The organism is Nocardiopsis moroccensis (assembly GCF_055763695.1).
In genome coordinates this window covers 4,224,805-4,243,428 of record NZ_CP199747.1, presented here as the reverse complement: position 1 = coordinate 4,243,428, position 18,624 = coordinate 4,224,805, and the positions used below count along the sequence as shown (strand labels likewise).

The following is an 18,624-nucleotide window of genomic DNA, read 5'->3' as shown; positions in this document are numbered from 1 at the left end:
CTCTCGGGGCCGTCGGTCTGGGGCCGACCTGTTCCCGGTCAGGCCGCCGCGCCGTCCCCGGTCAGACCGCCACCGGGTGGCGAAGGCGCAGGGGGTCGGGGTAGGGGCGCAGGTAGGTCTGGCTGTCGGCCCACGCCACGTCCTCCGCCGCGCAGTGGTGCCGCAGCAGCGCCACCGGAAGGCTGAGTGGCGCCTGCCCCTCCCGGTACTCCTCGATCCCGGCCAGCAGGTCGTGCCTGCGGGCGTCGTCCAGCAGCGGACTGATCATCCCGAAGACGTGCTGGAGCGCGTTGGCGTGCTTGCCCCGGCTCGACTTCACCGCCAGCGCCCGGTGGAAGGCCTCCGAGTAGGAGGCCGCGATCTCCTCGGGGGCGCTGGTGCCGGCCCGGGCCACGATCCGCCCGGTCTCCCGGTAGCCCTCCGGGGAGTGCGCCATCAGCTGGAGCTTGTGCCGGGCGTGGAACTCCACCAGGTCGCGCGGGCGCCAATCCGAGTCCAGCAGGGCGCGCAGCCGCGCGTGCGCGAACACGCGCTCCACGAAGTGCTCGCGCAGCACCGCGTCGGAGAGGCGGCCCTGTTCCTCCACGGGCAGGTCGGGCAGCAGGGCGGTGAGCCGGGCGGCGAAGGCGCCCCGGCCGGTTCCGCGCAGCCGGTCGGCGTTGTCGTCGAACACCGGGAGCGCGTACAGGCCGCAGCTCGGCGACTTGTTCTTGAGTACGTAGCCGTCCAGGCGGCGCAGCTCCCGCAGGTGCCGGTCGGCGACGTTGGCGAGGTCCTCGGTGTGGTCGGTCCCGTCCTTGCTGGAGATCACCCGGTCGGAGCCCTCCGAGTCCTGCAGGCGCAGGGTCGGCCGGGGGACCCCCAGGCCGATCTCCGCTTCCGGGCAGACGGGCAGCCAGTCCACGTGCCGGTCCAGTTCCTCGGTGAGGAACTTGTAACGGGAGTGGCCGCCGTTGTAGCGGACCGGGGCGCCGATGAGGCAGCTGGAGACCCCGACGACGGGCCGAGGAGGTGTGTTCATGCTGGGCCCCTACCCCGAGCGGCCCCGGACAACCACCAATGGACACCCGTAGTAGTGTTTTGGTATCGCAAAGTGAAGGAGTCCCGTTGGGTGTCCCCGACATCGTCCTGTTCACCCAGGACCTGCGCCTGCACGACCACCCGGCGCTCACCGCGGCGCTGCACGGCTCCGGGACGGTCGTGCCGCTCTTCGTCCTCGAACCCCCGCTCCTGCGCCGCGCCGCCCGCAACCGCATCGCCTGTCTCGGTGAGGCCCTCGCCGACCTGCGCTCCGGCCTGCGCGGGATCGGCGGCGACCTGGTCCTGCGCCGGGGCGACACGGCGGCCGAGGTCCTCGCCCTGGCCCGGGAGACCGGGGCGCGCACCGTCCACCTGAGCGCGGGCGTGAGCGCCTTCGCGCGGCGGCGGCTGTCCGACCTGCGGGCCACCGGGTTGGAGGTGCGCACCCACCCCGGACTGACCGTGGTCCCTCCCGGTGCCCTCACCCCGGCCAGGGGCGACCACTACAAGGTGTTCACGCCCTACTGGCGTGCCTGGGAGGCCGCGCGGCGCCGTGAACTCCTGCCCGCGCCCGAACGCCTCCGACTGCCGGAGGGGATCGCACCGGGCGAGCTGCCGGACCTGGCGGACGGGGCGGACGGCGCGGGCGCCCTCGCCCCGGACCGCGTCCGCGGCGGCGAGACCCCGGCGCGGGAACGCCTGCGGACCTGGATCGGGGGCGGCCTCGCCGACTACGGGGACCGGCACGACGACCTGCCCGGCGCCGCCACCTCGCACCTGTCGGCCGACCTGCGGTTCGGCTGCCTGTCACCGCTGGAGACGGCCCTGCGCACCCGGGACCTGACCGGCGGCCCGGAGTACGTCCGCCAACTGGCCTGGCGCGACTTCCACCACCAGGTCACGGCCGTCTTCCCCCAGATCAACACCCGGGACTACCGGCCGCGCCGGCGCGAGTGGCGCCGGGACGCCGACGCCCTCGCCGCGTGGAAGGAGGGGCGCACCGGGGTGCCGGTCGTGGACGCGGGCATGCGGCAGCTGCTCCGGGAGGGGTTCATGCACAACCGCACCCGGATGATCACCGCGGCCTTCCTCACCAGGACGCTGCGCGTGCACTGGCGGGAGGGGGCCGCGCACTTCGACGCGCACCTCACCGACGGGGACGTCGCCAATGAGTACGGGAACTGGCAGTGGGTGGCCGGGACCGGTAACGACACCCGTCCCAACCGCCCCTTCAACCCCACGCGCCAGGCCCGCCGCTTCGACCCCGAGGGCGTGTACGTGCGGCGCTACGTGCCCGAGCTCGCGGACCTGCCCGGGGCCCGCGCCCACACCCCGTGGCGGGAGGAGGGCGGGGTCGGCGGCTACCCGGCGCCGATCGCCGACCCCGGCCGCTGAACGGGGACCGCGTGCGGCCGGGTGCCACCGACCCGGGGAGGCGCCGGTCAGCGGTTGTAGTGACCGCAGTTGGGACAGGTGCGCACCCCGGCGTTGAGGTACTCACCGCACCTCTCGCACAGACCGACGATGGGTTTGTCGTGCTTGGGGGACATGGCCGGGGCCGACAGGGGCAGTCGGGGGAGTCGTGGGTGCTGGGGGGCGGGCTTCAAGGTCTCAACCTTCCGTCTCGGCGAGCCCGTCGATGATGTCGTCCAGGACCAGGGAGCGGTCCGCGGCCGACATCAGGCGCAGTTCCCGGAGTGCGGGGACGGTGTCCACCCCGTCGCCCTCCGCGCCCGTCACCGTGCACACGCGCATGCAGTGCTGGGTGGGGGGCTGCCAGAAGTCCCGTTCGTCGATGGGGGCGATGCGGTAGACCGTCGCCGGGTACTGGGAGGGCCGGCTGTGGGAGTGCCACTGTTGGACACGGGACAGGACGAAACCCGTGATCAGGGAGTCGAAGACGCCGCCTGACGACAGGTCGGACAGGGCGTCCTCGTCGCCCTCGGCCCGGCAGGCGTCGCACCCGGCGAGTTCGGCGCGCAGCAGCCAGCGGGCGCGCGCGTGACTCACCTCGGGGTTCTTGAGCTTGCTCGGATGCCGGTGTCCCATGCAACGGAGGGTACGACGGACCCGGACGGCGCGCGGGACCCGGGTCGCCCGCCCGCGTCCGGGGCGGCGGTCCCCGCCGGACGCGGGCGAGGCGTGTTCTGGCACGGTGCCCGCGCGGCTTGTTCAGGCGGTGTCGAACGCCCGGCGGAACGCGGCCAGCGCGGTCTCGCTGAACAGCACCAGCTCCACCCTGGGCACCGTGACCTCGGCGTTGTGCAGGGCGTCGGAGGCGATCCGCGCCGCGTCGTCCAGCGGCCAGCGGTACACGCCGGTGGAGATCGCGGGGAAGGCCACCGACTCCGCGCCCAGCCCGTGCGCGACCCGCAGTGACTCGGTGAAGCAGGAGGCCAGCACGGCGGAACGGTCCTCGGAGGTGCTGTACACGGGGCCGACGGTGTGGATCACCCAACGGGCGGGCAGATTCCCGGCGGTCGTCGCCACCGCCTGACCCGCGGGGAGGCCGCCGCCGTAGTGGGAGGCCCGCAGTTTCCGGCACTCCGCCAGAACGGCCCCGCCGCCCTTGCGGTGGATGGCCCCGTCCACCCCGCCGCCGCCCAGCAGGGAGCTGTTGGCGGCGTTGACGACCGCGTCCACGTGCTGTTCGGTGATGTCCCCCCGGGACAGGCTGATCCGCATCCGGTCGGCCATGCTTTCCCCTTCGAACGGTGTGACACCACCCCTACCCGGGGCGGGGGCACATGCCACCCCGGGGCGGCGGTGTCCGTCGCGGGGGCCGCCGTGCGGACCTGACCGCGGGGCCTCGAAACTCTTCCCCGCAGGCGATCCGTACTTGGTCCGGGGGCGCCACGGCAATGTAGTGGCAACCCCGGTAAACCAATCGGAATGCCGTGTGCGGCTCGTGGTTTCATCGGAAAGGCTCATCCGAGGTCGAACCACCCCGAATCGGTGGCAGCCGCAAAAGAACTCGGCTACGCTCGCCGTTCAGCCGCCCCCGCTCATCGCGCGGCACCGGCCCGAAGCTCTTTCGGGTTCACTCTTCGCGGCGCCCGCTCCGCTGCCCCCATCCGCGTACAGACCGGAGCACCCCATGTCCTATCCCCCGTCCGGTCCCCAGCAGCCCCCTTATGGAGGGCAGCCTCCGTCCGGTCCCCAGCAGCCCCCTTATGGAGGGCAGCCTCCGTCCGGTCCCCAGCAGCCCCCTTACGGGGGGCAGCCCCCGTCCGGTCCTCAGCAGCCTCCTTATGGGGGGCAGCCCCCGTCTGGTCCCCAGCAGCCCCCTTACGGAGGACAGCCCCCCTACGGGCCGCCTCCGCCGCCGCCTCACGGACCGCCCCCGCCCCCGAAGCAGGGCATGTCCACCGGCGGGAAGGTCGGACTCGGCTGCGGCGGATGCCTCGTCATCATCCTGCTCCTCGCACTCCTCGGCGGCTGCATGTCGCTGCTGTCCAGCGACACCTCCGAGGAATCCGCACCCGCCACCAACTCGACGTCACAGGAGCAGGAGCAGGAGGAGGAGACCGCAGCCGAGGAAGAGCCGGAGGAGGAGCCCGCCGAGGAGTCCGCGGTCACGATGACCGCCACGAACGCGGGCACCGTCGGCGACACGATCGACGACACCGTCTACACCGCGATCGACATCGAGGTCGTCAACGACTCCGACGAGCCGATCGACGTCAACCCGATCAACTTCACCGCGATCCTCGCCGACGGCACGGTCGTGAGTGACTGGGCCAACACGATCTTCGCCGACATCGACACCATCGACGCCGTCACCCTCCAGCCGGGGCAGCGCGCCTCCGGGCAGATCGCCGTCGTCGGCGAGGTCGACGTGGCCACCGTCGAGATGGGCGACATCCTCGGTCTGGGCGACCCGATCGTCGCAGAAGTCCAGTAACACCCCGCAACGAGAACGCCCCCGGGCGGTGCCGCCAACACCGGTCCGGGGGCTTGGTCCCACCCTGACCCGGCCAGGGGCGGACCCGGTGTGCGTCGGGCCGCGTCCCCAGGGCGCCCCGGGGGGCGCTGCCGCCGTCGGCCTCGGCACCGCCGCCGGACTCATTACGGCCGCGGTGGGGGCTGATCGTGATGGCGCCTGCCCACGACCGCTCTCTCCCTCGAACGGTGTGACACCACCCCCACCCGGGGCGGGGGTTCAGGTCACCCCGGGGCGGCGGTACCCGTCGCGGGGGCCGCGGTGCGGACCTGACCGCGGGGCCTTGAAAGCCTTCCCCACGGGTGATCCGTACTTAACCCGGGGGTGCCACAGCAAGTAGTACTACCCATCGTAGACTTAGGTATATGAATCGGCTTGGCGAACTTGAACGCGCGGTGATGGATGTACTGTGGGCACGCAACGAACCAATGACGGTTCGCGAGGTCGGCAAAGCACTCGCCGAGCGGGATCTGGCCCACACGACCGTCATGACGGTGCTCGACCGGCTGGCCAAGAAGAAGGTCGTCGACCGGGCACGTGAGGGTCGTGCGTGGCGGTACCGTCCGGCAGCCAGCCGTGAGAACTACGTGTCGGAGCTGATGTTCGACGCGCTCGGTCAGACGGTGGACCGTGACGCGGCCCTGGCCGCCTTCGTCCAGTCCATGGACGGCCAGGAGGCTGAAGCGCTCCGGCGCGCACTCGCGGAAACCGAGCAGCCAAGGAACTAGTCCGTATGGTCAGTGCCGCCCTCCTCACCCTCGTCGCGGTGAGCTGTCTCGTCGCCATGGAGGCTCTCCATCGGGCGAAGTGGCCCTCCCGCGGTCCCTACACGGCTGTCATCGCCTGGCAGGCCCTGGGTCTGGCCTGGGGTGTGTCCACCATCGGCGCGCTGCTGGCCTACGGCCTGTCCTCCTACGAACTCGGTGCCGCGGGCGGTCTGATGGCCGCCGCGACCGACCTGTTCACCGGTGAGCTCCTCCTGGCCGAGTTCTCCCAGGGGGTCGAGGGCGTCAGCCACCTGGCGGCCGTGGCCCTGGCGGTCATCCTGACCCTGGTGCTCTTCTCCGGGCTCGTCGCCTCCTTCGTCCAGGTGGTCCGGGTGCGCAGGCGCCACCACGACCTCCTCGAACTGGTGGCCAGCGAGCATCCCGACGTGCCCGGCGCGAGGGTGGTCGACCACCCCGCTGCCGCCGCCTACTGCCTGCCCGGCGTCCTGCGTTCCCAGGTGGTGATCAGCGCCGGTGCGCTGGAGGTGCTCGACACCCGCGAGCTCGCCGCGGTCCTGGCGCACGAGCACGCCCACCTGCGCCAGCGCCACGACCTGGTGCTGCTGCCGTTCTCCTCGCTCAAGCGGGCCTTCCCGCGGGTGCGGCTGGTGCGGACCTACTACGAGAGCGTCGCGCTGCTCATCGAGATGTGCGCGGACGACCAGGCGCGGCGCAGGAGTTCCTCCCGTGAGCTCGCGATGGCGCTGCTGCGCTTCGGTGCTGCGGGTGCCGCTCCGGTCCCGGTGGGGGCGATGGCCGCCGCGCAGGCCGCCGAGCCCGCCGTGATGCAGCGCGTCAACCGCCTCCTGCGGCCCGACGACGAACTCCCGTACCACGCGGGTGCGGTGATCATGGGGGCGTCGGCCTTTCTGCTGGCCACCGTCACCTGTCTCTGGCACATCCCGATCTGATTCCCGCCGGTCGGCGCATGGCCGGTCGCTGTGATCCCTGACTCCACCGGGCACGATTTTCGGCCGCTGTCCGTTTACCGTGGAGAGCGGGCGGAACCCCGTTCGGACGCGTGTGGCGACTGGAGTGAGTCTTGTTCTTCTGGATCTGGCAGCTGATCTACCTCGTGACCTTCGTGGCCAGCCTCTACGCGTTCATCGAGGCGCTGCGCACCTCGGAGCAGGCCTTCGTGGTGATGGACAAGCAGACCAAGAAGCTGTGGGTCATCCTCACCGGTGTCGCGACGGGTGTCTCGCTGCTCGCGGTGCTGACCGGTACCGGCATGTTCGTCATCCTGGGCCTGGTCGCGACCCTCATCTTCCTGCTGGACGTGCGCCCCGCCGTCAAGGGTGTGGGCGGTAACCAGAACAACGGCCCGTACGGTCCCTACTAGGGGCGGTCTTCCGGCTTCTGGGGCCAGGCGGGGCCACACCCGCCCGGCCCTTCGGGGTGAGGCGCTTGGCCTCGGTCAACGGGCTGTTTTGCCTGGTGCTCACGTGTTCGCGCGCACGGTTCCCAGAAGCGCCCGCCATTCGGCGGATCCGAACGCGCGGGTCCACTCGCCGTTCGCCCAATTCATCCCCGCATATGCGGGGAGCGCGGCGTTGTGTTTACCGCGGTAAACACCTACTCCGGACCATCCCCGCACATGCGGGGAGCACCTCGGGCGCGCGGGAACGCGCTCCGGCATCCTCGGACCATCCCCGCGTGCGCGGGGAGCACCGACCCCAATACCCGGGTCCTTGCCGGGTCCCACTGATCTGGGCCTTCGGGAAAATCGGGCCATGCGGTGCAGCTGGCGAAGATGACTCAGACACCCTGCCAAGGACCGAAGTTAGAGCTCATCTCATTTGGTGAGCCTGCGGAAGCAAATCAACGTGCAGGCGATGCCGGCGAACGCGAGGAAGTGCTCAGCCTTGCGCTCGTAGCGACGATGGAGTCGGCGGCATCCGGCCAGCCAGGCCATGGTGCGCTCGACCTGCCAACGGTGCCGCCCCAACCGCTTCGAGGATTCCACGCCCTTGCGGGCCAGACGATGGATGATCCCGCGTTCGCGCAGCCATCGGCGCAGGTGGTTGTAGTCGTAGCCCTTGTCGCCGTGGAGCTTTCCGGGTTTGCGTCGCCTGCGGCCTCGCCTGGACCTGATGGGCGGTATCGCGCGAACCAGCGGTTGCAGGGCTTGGCTGTCGTGCAGGTTCGCACCCGAGATCGCCATGGAAATCGGAAGCCCGGTCCGATCGGTGATCAAGTGGATCTTGGCGCCCTTCTTGCCCCGATCGACAGGATTGGGACCTGTCAGGTCCCCCCTTTGAGAGCACGCATGTTGACCGAGTCAACCGCACACCGCGACCAGTCCAGCTCACCGCGGGAGCCGAGTTCGTCCAGGACCAGGCGGTGCAGCTTCGCCCACACGCGGGCCCGGCTCCACTCGCTGAAACGCCGGTGTGCGGTGGGCCCGGAGGGGCCGAAGACCGGTGGGAGCTGGGCCCAAGTGCAGCCGGTGGTCGCCACGAAGATGATCGCGGCCAACACCTCACGGTCTCCGTGTCTGCGCCGCCCACCACCTTGAGGTCGGGTGGGTGCCTCGGGCACCACCCGCTGGAACAGCTCCCACAGTCCGTCCGGCACCAACCGCTCAATCATCGACACCGGGCCAGGTTATCGAGAACCCAAATGAGATGAGCTCTTAGACTGCGGCCATGCCTGCAGAGCCACTGTCCGCCTTGGCCCTCACCGCGCTGTTCGTTGCTGTGTGGATGTACCTGAAATACCACGTCACGCGGAACGCTGTGCTGTCGGCTCTCCGAGAGCACTCCCGTGAACAGGAGGCTTCGAGAACTCAGCAGGATGAACAGCCGCCTCCTTCCCCCTGACCAGCCGGGCACCACGGGTCTGGCTCTTCGGCCGACCCTCCCCTCCCAGCTCTGTGCCCAATGCCTGAACGTGTCGCGGCCGGTCCTTGCCCGCTGCGTAACAGCAGCAGCGGGGAACGACGGGTGGCCTGGGGCCGGCTCCGGAGTCCGTGACGCCCGAAACCCGGCCAGCAGGGTGTCCGCTCCTGCCGAAAAGGGCTGAACCGCGGTGATCTTGCTACCAGGGGCAAGTTCGGCGCCGAAGTTGCCCCTGGTAGCAAGATCACCGCGAAAGGGAGGGCTAAATCCGCCCGGAACTCAACCGTTCCCCGACGCGGGCGGCGTGGGCATCACCTCGCACAACGCCTGCGCGTAGGCCGGATCACTCGTGTAGTACGAGTGCCCCAAGACCTCCGGGCGCCGCGCCTCCCCGGGTGGCGCGTCGTAACAGCGCGGGTCGGGCAGCGGCTCCGCCTGCTCCACCACCGCCTCACCACGATCCTCCGGACCCATACGTCGCACCGGGCCCGCGATCGCGTCCGTCACCCGCCACAGGTTCCGCCAGGCCGACACCCTCCCCGTCAGGTCACTGAACGACGCCGGACCGAAGTACGCCGGGAAGTACCTCGCGTACAGCCGGTCCAACGGCGACCCGTGGGTCACCAGCGAGATCCGGCCCCGGCAGTCCCTCGGCAACTGCCACACCGTCGCCGCCGCCAGCACCGACCCCTGCGAGTGGCCGGACAACACCACGGCGGCGCCCTCCCTGGCCATCCACGCCACCCGGGCCGCCAACTGGGGCACCGCGCGCTCCGCGTAGGACGGCGGCGCCAGGGGATGCGCCACCCGGGGCCAGAAGGTCCCCACGTCCCAGACCGCGCCCACGGCCTGCCTGGTCGGCCGGTCCCGGTAGGCACTCCGCCCGATCCAGACCAGCGCCACCAGACACGCCCCGCCCAGGATCGAACCCACACCCACCAGCAGGTCCAACGCGTCCTGGGCGACCCCCCGGAACTCCCCGGCCACCACCGTCGGAGCGTCCACCGGAGCGGCGACCAGGTTCCCGGTGAGCGCCGAGTACAGCGCCAACCCCACCAGCGGCACCACCGGCAACAGCAACGCCCCCAGCACCTTGGGCAGCACCTCGGTCATCTGCCCGGCCGCCCTGGCCCGGGCGATCTCCCAGGTCCGCCGGTCCCGCACGCTCCGCGAGTACAACGAGGTCACCTCGGGCAGCTCCGCCCGCACCGCACCGCGCAGCCGCAGCGCCAGCACCGCCACCACGACCAGCACGATCACCGCCTCGAAGGCGAACGCCAACTGCAGCCACGAGTACGCCGTCGGCGGCGACAGCGCCAGACAGTCCGTCTCCGGTGCGTTCACCGAACCACAGCCGCTCAGCCACAACGCCCCCTGGTACACCAGGGCCGCCGAGAACCCGCCGCCCAGCAGCGCCCCCAGCGCCGCCGTCGACGGCCCCGCCAGCCCCCGCATCGCGGTCCGCGGGTGCGGCCGGTCCACCGAGAACAGCACCAGCGCCGCCACCAGCAGCACCAGCACCAGCGCGCCCTGCGCCGCGAAGAGCGAGTTCAGCATGGTGCCGCTGCCCGGCAGCCGCCCCGACGCCTCCCAACCGGGCCGCGGCCACACCGTGTACACCGCCACCACCGCCACCAGGACGAGCATGGCGTCCCGCAGGATCCGGCAGAACCGGTCCGCCCGGGCGTTCCACCGCGGATCGGCGCCGGGCACCAGCACACTCGCGGTGCTCGTCGCCGCCACCGCCCCCAACAGGACCGCCAGCACCAACCCGAACCACCACGCCCCGGGGTCGGTCAGCGCGTCCCCGCCCCGCGCGGACAGGTCGTACCGCAGCGGCGGGACCAGCAGCAGCGCCGCGACCGTGCCGACCGCGACCGCGATGTGCGCCGACCGTAGCCGTGCCATGATCTCGCTGTTGCGCCAGAAGTCCGGATGGCTGAGCGGGGCGTCCTCGGTGTGCTCGGGCGGCACCGGACCGGTCACCACCTCGTAGTCGGCGGCGGTCCGTCTGGACAGCCGCCACAGCACCGCGACCACCGCCGCGGGCAGCACCGCCCCGACCACCAGCCCCCAGCCGGGCACGGACAGCGGGGAGGAGGCCGAAGCCAGGAACGCCAACCAGGGGCGCGCCTGGACGCACTCCTGCCCCTGCCCGGCGCACTGCCAGCCCACCAGGTCCATCCCGACCCCGGCCGCGGCCAGGGTGATGAGCGCGGTCAGGGACAGCGCCAGCAGGCGGACCCCGGCCCCGTAGGCGGTGCTGGCGGCCCTGCGGACCCCGGTCTGGTCCCGGTCCATCCGGCCGGGCCGCATCCAGTACGCCACGTTGACCATCATGAACGGCAGCAGCAGGAGCCAGAACGCCCGCGAGGAGCTGCCGGAGGTCAGGTTGCCCCAGGCGAAGATCTCCCGCCGCACCCCGGGGACGGTCTCGGTGTCCCGCTCGCGGCGCCAGCGGAAGAAACCCGCGAGCCGGTCGCCGCCCACGCGCATGGCGGGCTCCACGTCCAGCAGTTCCTCGGCCTGGCCGCCGCTGACCCCGTGCACGCGCAGTTCCACCCGGTCGGGGCCGGGTACGGCTGAGGGCGCCGTGGCGGGTTCGGCGCAGGGGGTCCGGGGGGCGGGGGTTCGGCTGACCGGCTCGTGCGAGCCGGGGAGTTCGGGGGAATCCGGCATGTCAGCATCCTGCCACGCAAAGTGGTGACGGGACACTGGTCATCGTGAGGTTGTGGACAAACCCGGGGCGGGGTCCGACCGGGGAGGGCGCGCTAGCCGACCAGGTCCTCGTCGTCCACGTCCCAGGTGTTGCAGGCTCCCGGGGACTGCTCGTCCCAGCCGGTCCGTGTCCACCGCACACTGTTGTCCGAGGAGCCGTGCGTGCGCTCCTCCTCAGGCCCGTCCTCGCGGTCCGCGGTGGCCGAGGCGTCGTCCAGCAGCGCGAACAGGTCCTGCTCACCCAACGGGTAGCTCACCCGCACCGACCCCAGGAACGCCCCCGCCAGGCAGTTCGCCTGGAGTTCGCTGCGGCGCGTCCACGAGTTGCGGCCCGCGTCGTCCTCCTCCAGCCGGCGCTGCTCGTGGTAGTACTCCAGCAGACCCGACTCGCCCTGCACGTGGTGGGCGTACTCGTGGGCCAGCAGCGACGCGTAGACGACGCTCTCCTCCGAGCCGTTCCACTTGTCCACCACGTCCGAGGTGCCGATGTAGACGGCGCCGCTCGCGCTGCAGTAGAACGCCCCCGCGGCCGAGGGGTAGGCGCGGCACGGGCTCACCCCCGGCTCGTCCCAGAACACCCGGTCCGGTGGGGAGAACGGGATGCCGGCCCGCTCGAACTGGGTCTGCCACACGTCGTCCAGGCAGTCGGCGACCCGGTGCAGGAACCCGCCCATGGACTCGGCGCTCTCCACGTCCAACTCGGGGACCGGGCACGGCAGCGGGCTCAGTCTCCCGGTGTCGTACAGCGGGTTCGAGACCAGGGCGGTGCGCCCGACGGGCCGATCGGGCACGGCGGTGCCGGGCAGTCCCCGCCGACCGCTGGGCGTGTCCTCGACAGGGGCGCCCTGGCCGGGCTTGTCGTCCCCCTCGTCGTCCGCCCGCCCGGCCACCGTGTCCGTGGCGGGGCCGCTGCCGTCGACGGTGGTCCAGGAGAGCAGCGACAGCGCCAGCAGGGCCACCAGGAGGCCGCACACCGCACCGAACACCCGCCGGTTGGTCCGGTGGGCCCTGCGGGAGTGGGCGAGGCGGGCGTGCACGTCCGGATCCTCGGGGCCGACCCCGTCGACTCCGGTCCGGTCGAACCCGGAGCCCCCGAAACCGGGGCCGCCGCGGCCCAGGCCACCGCTCACCGCACCAGCTCCTCGTGGGCTTCCCAGGTGTTGCAGGACGCCGGGTCCACACGGTCCAGACCGTGCGCGGTCCACAGCCGACCGTTCTCCACCGACCCGTGCGTGCTCGTGCCCGCCCGGTCGGAGCGCCGCCCGACGTCGTCGAGGATATTCGCTCGCTCGGACGCTCCGTAACCGAGCGACTCCTCGGAGGCGCCGACGAACACCCCGCCCAGACAGTTGGCCTGGAGCTCCTTGCGCCGGGTCAGCTCCTGCGCGGTCTCCTCGTCGGAGTCGGCCCGCAGCGTGCGGAACTCGGCCAGTATCCGCGACTGCCCCTGCACGTGGTGGCCGTACTCGTGGCTGAGCAGGAACGTGTACGCTTCGGGGGCGTTGTTGCCGGCCGACGCCGCCACGATGTCCTCCACCCCCAGGTAGAGGCCCTGGTTGGCCTGGCAGTAGAACGCCGCGGTGCCCTCGCTGGGGAAGGGCCCGCACGGGCTGTGCCCCTCCGCGTGCCAGTACACGCGGTTGGGCGAGGAGAACGGGACGCCCGCCTCCTCGAAGTACTCCCCCCACGCCTGGTCCAGGCAGTCGGCGATGGCGTGCACGAACGCCTCCATCGACTCCGGGTCCTCGGTGTCCATGGCCGGCGGAGTACAGGTCACCTCACCCAGCTCGCCGGGTACGTACAGCGGGTTCCGCCCGAGTGGGTCCTCCACCGACACCCGCTCCGCCTCGGAGGGGGCTTCGCCCTCGCCCCCGGCCAGCAGCTGGCCCGAGTCCGGGCCGAGCGGGTTCCCCCAGGCAGGCTGGGCCGACGGCAGCAGCGCCGAGAACGCCAGGAACCCGGTGAGCCCGATCGCGGCCAGGCCCGTGCCCAGGGAGAGGGAGGCGCCCACCCCCATCCGCTGGAGGAAGCCGGGGCGCTCCGCCCACGGGTCCGTGCTCGGACCGGGCCGCCGGGCCCTCACCACGGAACCGGACCCGCGCGCAGGGGGAGGCGCGGTGCGCCCGGGGAGCTGTCGGGTACGCCCGGGGGACAGGCGGGCGCCTTCGTGGAACACCGGTACGCGACGCCACTGTGGGCGCCCTGTGGGCACGGTCCGGGTACGGACCGGATAGGCTCTCGCGACATGTGGTGGGTCGGCTCCTGGCGCCAGGCCGTCGTGTTGGCGACGGCCCTACTCGTGTTCTCCTCGCTGGTCCCGGTGGTCGCCGTGGCGTGGCCGGGAGGAGAGGCGCACGCGGCGACGGCGGCCGCACCGGAGACCACAGTACCGGGGCGCGAACCAGCGGTCACAGCCCACCGTTCCACCACAGACCGGATCATCACCAACGACATCCGCCTCGAACTGGACCAGTCGGGCGTGCTGCGCGGCGAGGAGTCCATCCGTTTCGACGGTCCGGCCCCCGAGGAGTTCACCCGGGCCCTCACCGCCACCATGCTCTATGACACCGACCACGACCGCAGGTTCGAGATCGGCGGGATCTCGGCGGTCGACTCCGACGGCGCCGCCCTCCAGGTCGAGACCGAGGAGACCGACGGCGCCCTGCTCGTGCACATCCCCACGGAGGGCACCCGCGGGGTGGAGCTCGGCTACCGGGTCGAGGGCACCGTCAGCGAGGTCGCCCAGGGAGTCCAACTGGAGTGGCGGGCCGTGGGCGCCTACAGCCACACCGTTCAGTCCACGGACGTCACCGTCACCGCGCCCATGCCGCCCGAGGCCCTGTCCTGCCTCGCCGGGGAGCCCCGCAGCGCCATGTACTGCACCGCCTCCGACATGGGCGGGGACGCGGTCGTCGCACACTTCCTCCAGGCCGACATGACCCCCAGCGACCGGCTGGACATCGTCGTCAACTACCCGCCCGGGACCGCCGAGGGCGAACCCATCCTCACCCGCCGCTGGTCGCTGGCCTCGGCCTTCCAGGTCACCCCGGCCACCGGGAGCGCGTTCGGGCTCCTGCTGCTGGTCCTGGTGGGCGGTCTGGTGGCGCTCATCCGCGTCCGCGGCCGCGACGAACGCGCGCTGCGCAGGGAGGCCGCGGGGGGCGACCACGCCCCGGTGGCCTCCGGCGAGCACGGGCGCGTGCGCTTCGCCCCGCCCGACGGCGTCCACCCCGGCCAGATCGGGACCCTCGTGAACGAGACGGTCGACATCACCGACCTGACCGGCGCGGTCCTGGACCTGGCCGTGCGCGGGTACATCCGGCTGGAGGAACTCCCGCAGGAACACTTCACCTCGGTGGACTGGCGGCTGGTCCGCCTCGACGGGCCGCCCGGCAGGAGCCTGCTCTCGCACGAGTGGCTGCTGCTGGACGCCCTCTTCGGCGACCAGCGCACGGTACGCCTGTCCGAGGTGGGCTCGCTCGGCCGGTCCGTGGACTTCCCGGAACGGATCGACCGGGCCCGCGAGGAGCTGTACCGGGACATGGTGCGGCTCAAGTGGTTCTCCCGCCCGCCCGACCGGGTCCGGGGCGTGTGGACGCTCACCGGGATGCTGCTCACCACCGCGGGGGTGGTGCTGACCGGGTTCCTCGCCATGTTCACCAGCGCGGCCTTCTCCGGGCTGGCCGTGATCATCGCGGGCGCCGCGGTCACCGCGGGCGCCCAGTACATGCCCGCCAAGACCAGGCTCGGCAGCTCCGTCTACGCGCACACCGTGGGCTTCCGCGAGTACCTGCTCAGCCCCCGGTCCCAGAACGCCCCGCCCGGGCAGCGCGTGGAACTGTACTCGCGCTACCTTCCCTACGCGGTGATCTTCGACGACGTCGACCGCTGGGCCAACATCCTCGCCGCCGCCGCGATCGCCGACCTCAGCCCCGAGGAGCTCACCGGGGACGGCCTGGCCTGGTACACGGGTCCGAGCGAGTGGCGGATCGAGGACTTCGCGGACTCCATCCACACCTTCGTGGTGACCCTGACCGGCGTCATCGCGAGCACGCGCCGCGCACGGCTGCTCAACCAGCTCCAACGGACGAAGTAGGCGGCGCACGGGGCCGGTACGGCCGGTGGCGGGCACAGGAACGAACAACAGAGGGGGGACCCATGCGCGCGGTCGTGCAGCGGGTGTCGCACGCTTCGGTGACGGTGGACGGCGAGGTGGTCGGAGAGATCACCCGGCCCGGCCTGATGGCCCTGGTGGGCGTCACCCACACCGACACCGGGGAGGAGGCCCGCAAGGTCGCCCGGAAGCTGTGGACGCTGCGGATCCTGGCGGACGAGAAGTCCTGCTCCGACGTCAACGCCCCGCTCCTGGTGGTCAGCCAGTTCACCCTCTACGGCGACGCGCGCAAGGGCCGCCGCCCCACCTGGCAGGCGGCCGCCCCCGGCCCGGTCGCCGAACCCCTGGTGGACGCGGTCGTCAGGGAGCTGCGCGACCAGGGCGCGGAGGTGGCCACGGGGGTGTTCGGCGCGCAGATGTCCGTGGGCCTGACCAACGAGGGCCCGTTCACGGTCATCGTCGAGGCCTGACGGGCGGGGCGGTCCCCGCTCAGCGGTCGGTGACCCGGGCCAGGACGTGCTCGGGGGCGGGCAGGCCGTGGGCCAGTCCGGGGTCGGTGACCGGCGGGTCGAACACCGTCCGGACCGGCTGCACACCCGCCCAGATCGGGGTGGCGTGGTCCTGGGGGTCGTCGTTCGGCGGCCCCGTGCGCACCTTCACCGAGGCCTCCTCCAGGGACAGTGCGAGCACCCGGGTGGCCGCCATCTCCTTGGCGTCGGGCCGTCGGACCACGTCCCACTGGCCCGGCGCGAGCTGCTCGGTGATCGCCCGCAGCCCGGCTGTGCGCTCCTCCTCGTCGGTGACCAGCCGAGGGGTCCCGAAGACCATCGCGGAACGGTGGTTCACCGAGTGGTGCATGCCGGACCGGGCCAGCACGATCCCGTCCACCAGGGACACCGTCACGCACACCTCGCCCTCCGCCCGCAGGGACCGGGCGCCGGTCGAACCGTGCAGGTACAGGGTGTCGCCGATCCGCCCGTAGCCGGTGGGCAGCACCCGGGGGGAGCCGTCCACGACCACGCCCAGGTGGCAGATCAGCCCCTCGTCGAGGAGGTCGTACAGTTCACCGCGGTCGGTCCGGGCCTTGTGCTTGGCGCGCTTGAGTCGTGTGCGTTCGGTGGTGGAGAGCATGCGACTACCTTAGACAGAAGTGGATATCCGAACCATGGCCACTTCTGGCAGGAAGTGAAAGACCACTTTGCCCCGTCACATCACCGAGCCCCCGGTCCGCCTCGACCGTTCCGCAACCGTCCCGCTCACCGCCCAGCTCTCCGGCGAACTCCGCGAGGCCATGTCCTCCGGTGCGCTCCGCGCCGGTGAACGGCTGCCCTCCAGCCGGGCCCTGGCCACCCAGCTCGGGGTGAGCCGCACCGTCGTCACCGACGCCTACCAGCAGCTCTACGCGGAGGGCTGGCTCGACGGCCGCCACGGATCGGGCACCTTCGTCGCCGAACACGAGCCCCTCCCGGGCCGGCGCGACGGGCTCCCCGCCGCAGCGGAATGGCGGGCGGGGACGCAGGCGGAGGCGGAGACCGGGCGCGACCGCCCCTCCCGCGAGCAGCTGCGCCGGGACGGCGTGGTCAACCTGCTGCCGGGCGCGCCCTGGGTCCACGGCCACGACCGGGCGGCCCTGCGCCGGGCCTGGCGGCACGCGGCCGAACAACCCCCCTCGGACGACCCCGACCCCCGGGGCCGACCCGAGCTGCGCGCACTCCTGGCCGAACACCTGCGCCGCACCCGCGGCGTCCGGGTGGGCCCGGAGAACATCCTGGTCACCCGGGGCACCGGCAACGGCCTCGACCTGCTCGGCGCCGTGCTCGGACCGGGGACCCGCGCCGGGGTGGAGGACCCCGGCTACGGCAAGGCCCGCAGCATCCTGGCCGCCCGGGGCGCGGAGATCGTCCCCTGCCCCGTCGACCACGACGGCATCCGGACCGAGGACCTGCCGGACGACCTCTCCGTCGTCTACACCACGCCCGCCCACCAGTACCCGCTGGGCGGACGCCTTCCCCTGCCCCGCCGCGAACGCCTCCTGGCCTGGGCCCGCCGGACCGGAGCCCTGGTGGTGGAGGACGACTACGACGCCGAGTTCCGCTACGACGTGGCGCCCCTGCCCGCCCTGTACGGCCTCGACCCCGAACGGGTCGTCCTGCTCGGCACCCTCTCCAAGACCCTCGACCCCGACCTCGGCATCGGCTGGATCGTCGCCGAGCCCGCCCTGCTCCAGCGCCTCGTCCGGGTCCGGACCGAGCTGTCCGACCGCACCAGCGGCCCGCCCCAGGCGGCCACGGCGCTCCTGCTCGAACGCGGGGACCTGGACCGGCACCTGCGCCGGATGCGCCTGGAGTACGCCCGACGGCGCGCCCTGCTCGTCGAACACCTCGGCCCCCGACTGACCGGGGACACGGCCGGGCTGCACGTACTGCTGCGCCTGCCCGAGGCGGCGGTGGCCCCCGTGATCAGGGCGGCCGCGCAGGAGGGGGTCCTGGTGGAGGACACCAGCCGGACCAGTTACGGAGCACCGACCGTGCACGGGCTGGTCATCGGCTACGGGTCCGCGGGCCGGGGGGAACTGCGGCGCGCCTGCCGGGTGCTGGCCCGCGCCGTGGACAGGTACGCCCGGGCCTGACCGGGACCGGGCATGGCGGGTCCCGTTGACCCCCAGGCCCGTCAACGGGCCCGGGGAGCCAGAGCGCGGTCTCCGAGCGGCCAACCCTGATGAAGCCGCCAGGCCGACAGGTCGGCCACAGGGCGAGCTCCGACGCCATGGTTTCCACCTTCAGGTGACCAGCTACTCCGATGCAGAAGAAAACCGGTGGTGAAGCCTGCTGGTGCACCAACCCTTGACAAGGTTAACAACGGCGTCGATGTAGAGCATGGAAAGGCATTTGGCAAGCGGCCATCGGAGTAGATGTCCGCAACCGGCCATCTACTTTCCCCGTAACTGGCCTCGCCCGACAGGTTGACCTGCGGCTTCGATGTTGGAAAAGCTCTACGAGCTGCACTTATGAAGTGCCATGTTCACCCATTGGCCCATATTTGCGAGGTGTTTACGCTTCTCGTGCATCTGCAAGCAAAAGGGAAAGGGTCATTCGTGCAACTTGCTCGCACCTTGAGGAAAACGACTGCCGTCGCGTTCATGTCCGTGGGACTGGCCGCAGCCGCCGCTGTTCCTGCCTGGGCCGACAGCGCCGTCGACAGCGAGATGAGCGCCATGCTCAG

Annotated in this window: 17 protein-coding genes; 8 read left to right on the top strand and 9 right to left on the bottom strand. The window is 71.9% G+C overall.

Features of this window, described 5'->3' with window-relative positions:
- Positions 1-61: 61 nt before the first annotated feature.
- Complete coding sequence (locus ACUKCB_RS18755; protein ID WP_473036899.1) at positions 62-1,021, bottom strand: YbgA family protein; 960 nt, start codon at positions 1,019-1,021, stop codon at positions 62-64.
- A gap of 86 nt (positions 1,022-1,107) precedes the next feature.
- Here ACUKCB_RS18755 and ACUKCB_RS18750 point away from each other — a divergent pair, with 86 nt between their 5' ends.
- Positions 1,108-2,415: a cryptochrome/photolyase family protein gene (locus ACUKCB_RS18750; protein WP_473036898.1), complete on the top strand. Its 1,308-nt coding sequence runs from the start codon at positions 1,108-1,110 to the stop codon at positions 2,413-2,415.
- A 47-nt stretch (positions 2,416-2,462) separates the two neighbouring features.
- On the opposite strand, the gene ACUKCB_RS18745 is transcribed toward ACUKCB_RS18750, so the two are convergent.
- The 3 genes from ACUKCB_RS18745 to ACUKCB_RS18735 form a co-directional block, all read right to left on the bottom strand.
- The gene (locus tag ACUKCB_RS18745) at positions 2,463-2,627 is read right to left on the bottom strand and encodes a hypothetical protein (RefSeq protein WP_191275266.1); all 165 of its coding nucleotides are present in this window, start codon (positions 2,625-2,627) and stop codon (positions 2,463-2,465) included.
- Positions 2,628-2,631: 4 nt separating this feature from the next.
- Positions 2,632-3,069, bottom strand: coding sequence for a hypothetical protein (locus ACUKCB_RS18740; protein ID WP_473036897.1), 438 nt, complete (start codon positions 3,067-3,069; stop codon positions 2,632-2,634).
- A gap of 123 nt (positions 3,070-3,192) precedes the next feature.
- Positions 3,193-3,717, bottom strand: coding sequence for an O-acetyl-ADP-ribose deacetylase (locus ACUKCB_RS18735; protein ID WP_473036896.1), 525 nt, complete (start codon positions 3,715-3,717; stop codon positions 3,193-3,195).
- Positions 3,718-4,381: 664 nt separating this feature from the next.
- On the opposite strand from ACUKCB_RS18735, the gene ACUKCB_RS18730 reads away from it, so the two are divergent.
- From ACUKCB_RS18730 to ACUKCB_RS18715, 4 genes are all read left to right on the top strand, one after another.
- Complete coding sequence (locus tag ACUKCB_RS18730) at positions 4,382-4,924, top strand: DUF4352 domain-containing protein (RefSeq protein ID WP_473036895.1); 543 nt, start codon at positions 4,382-4,384, stop codon at positions 4,922-4,924.
- A 404-nt stretch (positions 4,925-5,328) separates the two neighbouring features.
- Entirely contained in the window at positions 5,329-5,691 is a 363-nt protein-coding gene (locus ACUKCB_RS18725) for a BlaI/MecI/CopY family transcriptional regulator (RefSeq protein ID WP_082206639.1), read from the top strand.
- A 5-nt stretch (positions 5,692-5,696) separates the two neighbouring features.
- On the top strand, positions 5,697-6,641 hold the full coding sequence (locus tag ACUKCB_RS18720; protein ID WP_191275258.1) for a M56 family metallopeptidase: 945 nt from the start codon (positions 5,697-5,699) through the stop codon (positions 6,639-6,641).
- 131 nt (positions 6,642-6,772) lie between these two features.
- Positions 6,773-7,072, top strand: coding sequence for a DUF2516 family protein (locus ACUKCB_RS18715; protein WP_191275256.1), 300 nt, complete (start codon positions 6,773-6,775; stop codon positions 7,070-7,072).
- Positions 7,073-7,525: 453 nt separating this feature from the next.
- Here ACUKCB_RS18715 and ACUKCB_RS18710 read toward each other — a convergent pair.
- The 4 genes from ACUKCB_RS18710 to ACUKCB_RS18695 all read right to left on the bottom strand — a co-directional run bounded on the left by ACUKCB_RS18710 (position 7,526) and on the right by ACUKCB_RS18695 (position 13,305).
- Positions 7,526-8,322 (bottom strand): IS5 family transposase gene (locus ACUKCB_RS18710; RefSeq protein WP_473040936.1). Its coding sequence is split into 2 segments (ribosomal slippage): positions 7,526-7,986 and positions 7,986-8,322, totalling 798 coding nucleotides; the frame shifts between segments, so codons are not numbered across the junction.
- A 527-nt stretch (positions 8,323-8,849) separates the two neighbouring features.
- Positions 8,850-11,249, bottom strand: a complete 2,400-nt coding sequence (locus ACUKCB_RS18705) for a hypothetical protein (protein WP_473036894.1) — start codon at positions 11,247-11,249, stop codon at positions 8,850-8,852.
- A 92-nt stretch (positions 11,250-11,341) separates the two neighbouring features.
- Positions 11,342-12,325 carry a neutral zinc metallopeptidase gene (locus tag ACUKCB_RS18700; protein ID WP_473041068.1) on the bottom strand — a complete coding sequence of 328 codons (984 nt, stop codon included), beginning with the start codon at positions 12,323-12,325 and terminating at the stop codon, positions 11,342-11,344.
- 89 nt (positions 12,326-12,414) lie between these two features.
- Positions 12,415-13,305 (bottom strand): neutral zinc metallopeptidase, encoded by an 891-nt coding sequence (locus tag ACUKCB_RS18695; protein ID WP_473041067.1) that lies wholly within the window; start codon positions 13,303-13,305, stop codon positions 12,415-12,417.
- Between the two features lie 228 nt (positions 13,306-13,533).
- Here ACUKCB_RS18695 and ACUKCB_RS18690 point away from each other — a divergent pair, with 228 nt between their 5' ends.
- Both ACUKCB_RS18690 and dtd read left to right on the top strand, forming a co-directional pair.
- Positions 13,534-15,384, top strand: coding sequence for a DUF2207 domain-containing protein (locus ACUKCB_RS18690; RefSeq protein WP_473036893.1), 1,851 nt, complete (start codon positions 13,534-13,536; stop codon positions 15,382-15,384).
- 62 nt (positions 15,385-15,446) lie between these two features.
- Positions 15,447-15,872, top strand: a complete 426-nt coding sequence (gene dtd, locus ACUKCB_RS18685) for a D-aminoacyl-tRNA deacylase (RefSeq protein ID WP_191276149.1) — start codon at positions 15,447-15,449, stop codon at positions 15,870-15,872.
- Positions 15,873-15,891: 19 nt separating this feature from the next.
- Here dtd and ACUKCB_RS18680 read toward each other — a convergent pair whose 3' ends face one another.
- Positions 15,892-16,533: a pyridoxamine 5'-phosphate oxidase family protein gene (locus tag ACUKCB_RS18680; RefSeq protein WP_473036892.1), complete on the bottom strand. Its 642-nt coding sequence runs from the start codon at positions 16,531-16,533 to the stop codon at positions 15,892-15,894.
- 67 nt (positions 16,534-16,600) lie between these two features.
- On the opposite strand from ACUKCB_RS18680, the gene pdxR reads away from it, so the two are divergent.
- Positions 16,601-18,031 (top strand): MocR-like pyridoxine biosynthesis transcription factor PdxR, encoded by a 1,431-nt coding sequence (gene pdxR, locus ACUKCB_RS18675; protein ID WP_473036891.1) that lies wholly within the window; start codon positions 16,601-16,603, stop codon positions 18,029-18,031.
- The last annotated feature ends 593 nt before the right edge of the window (positions 18,032-18,624 follow it).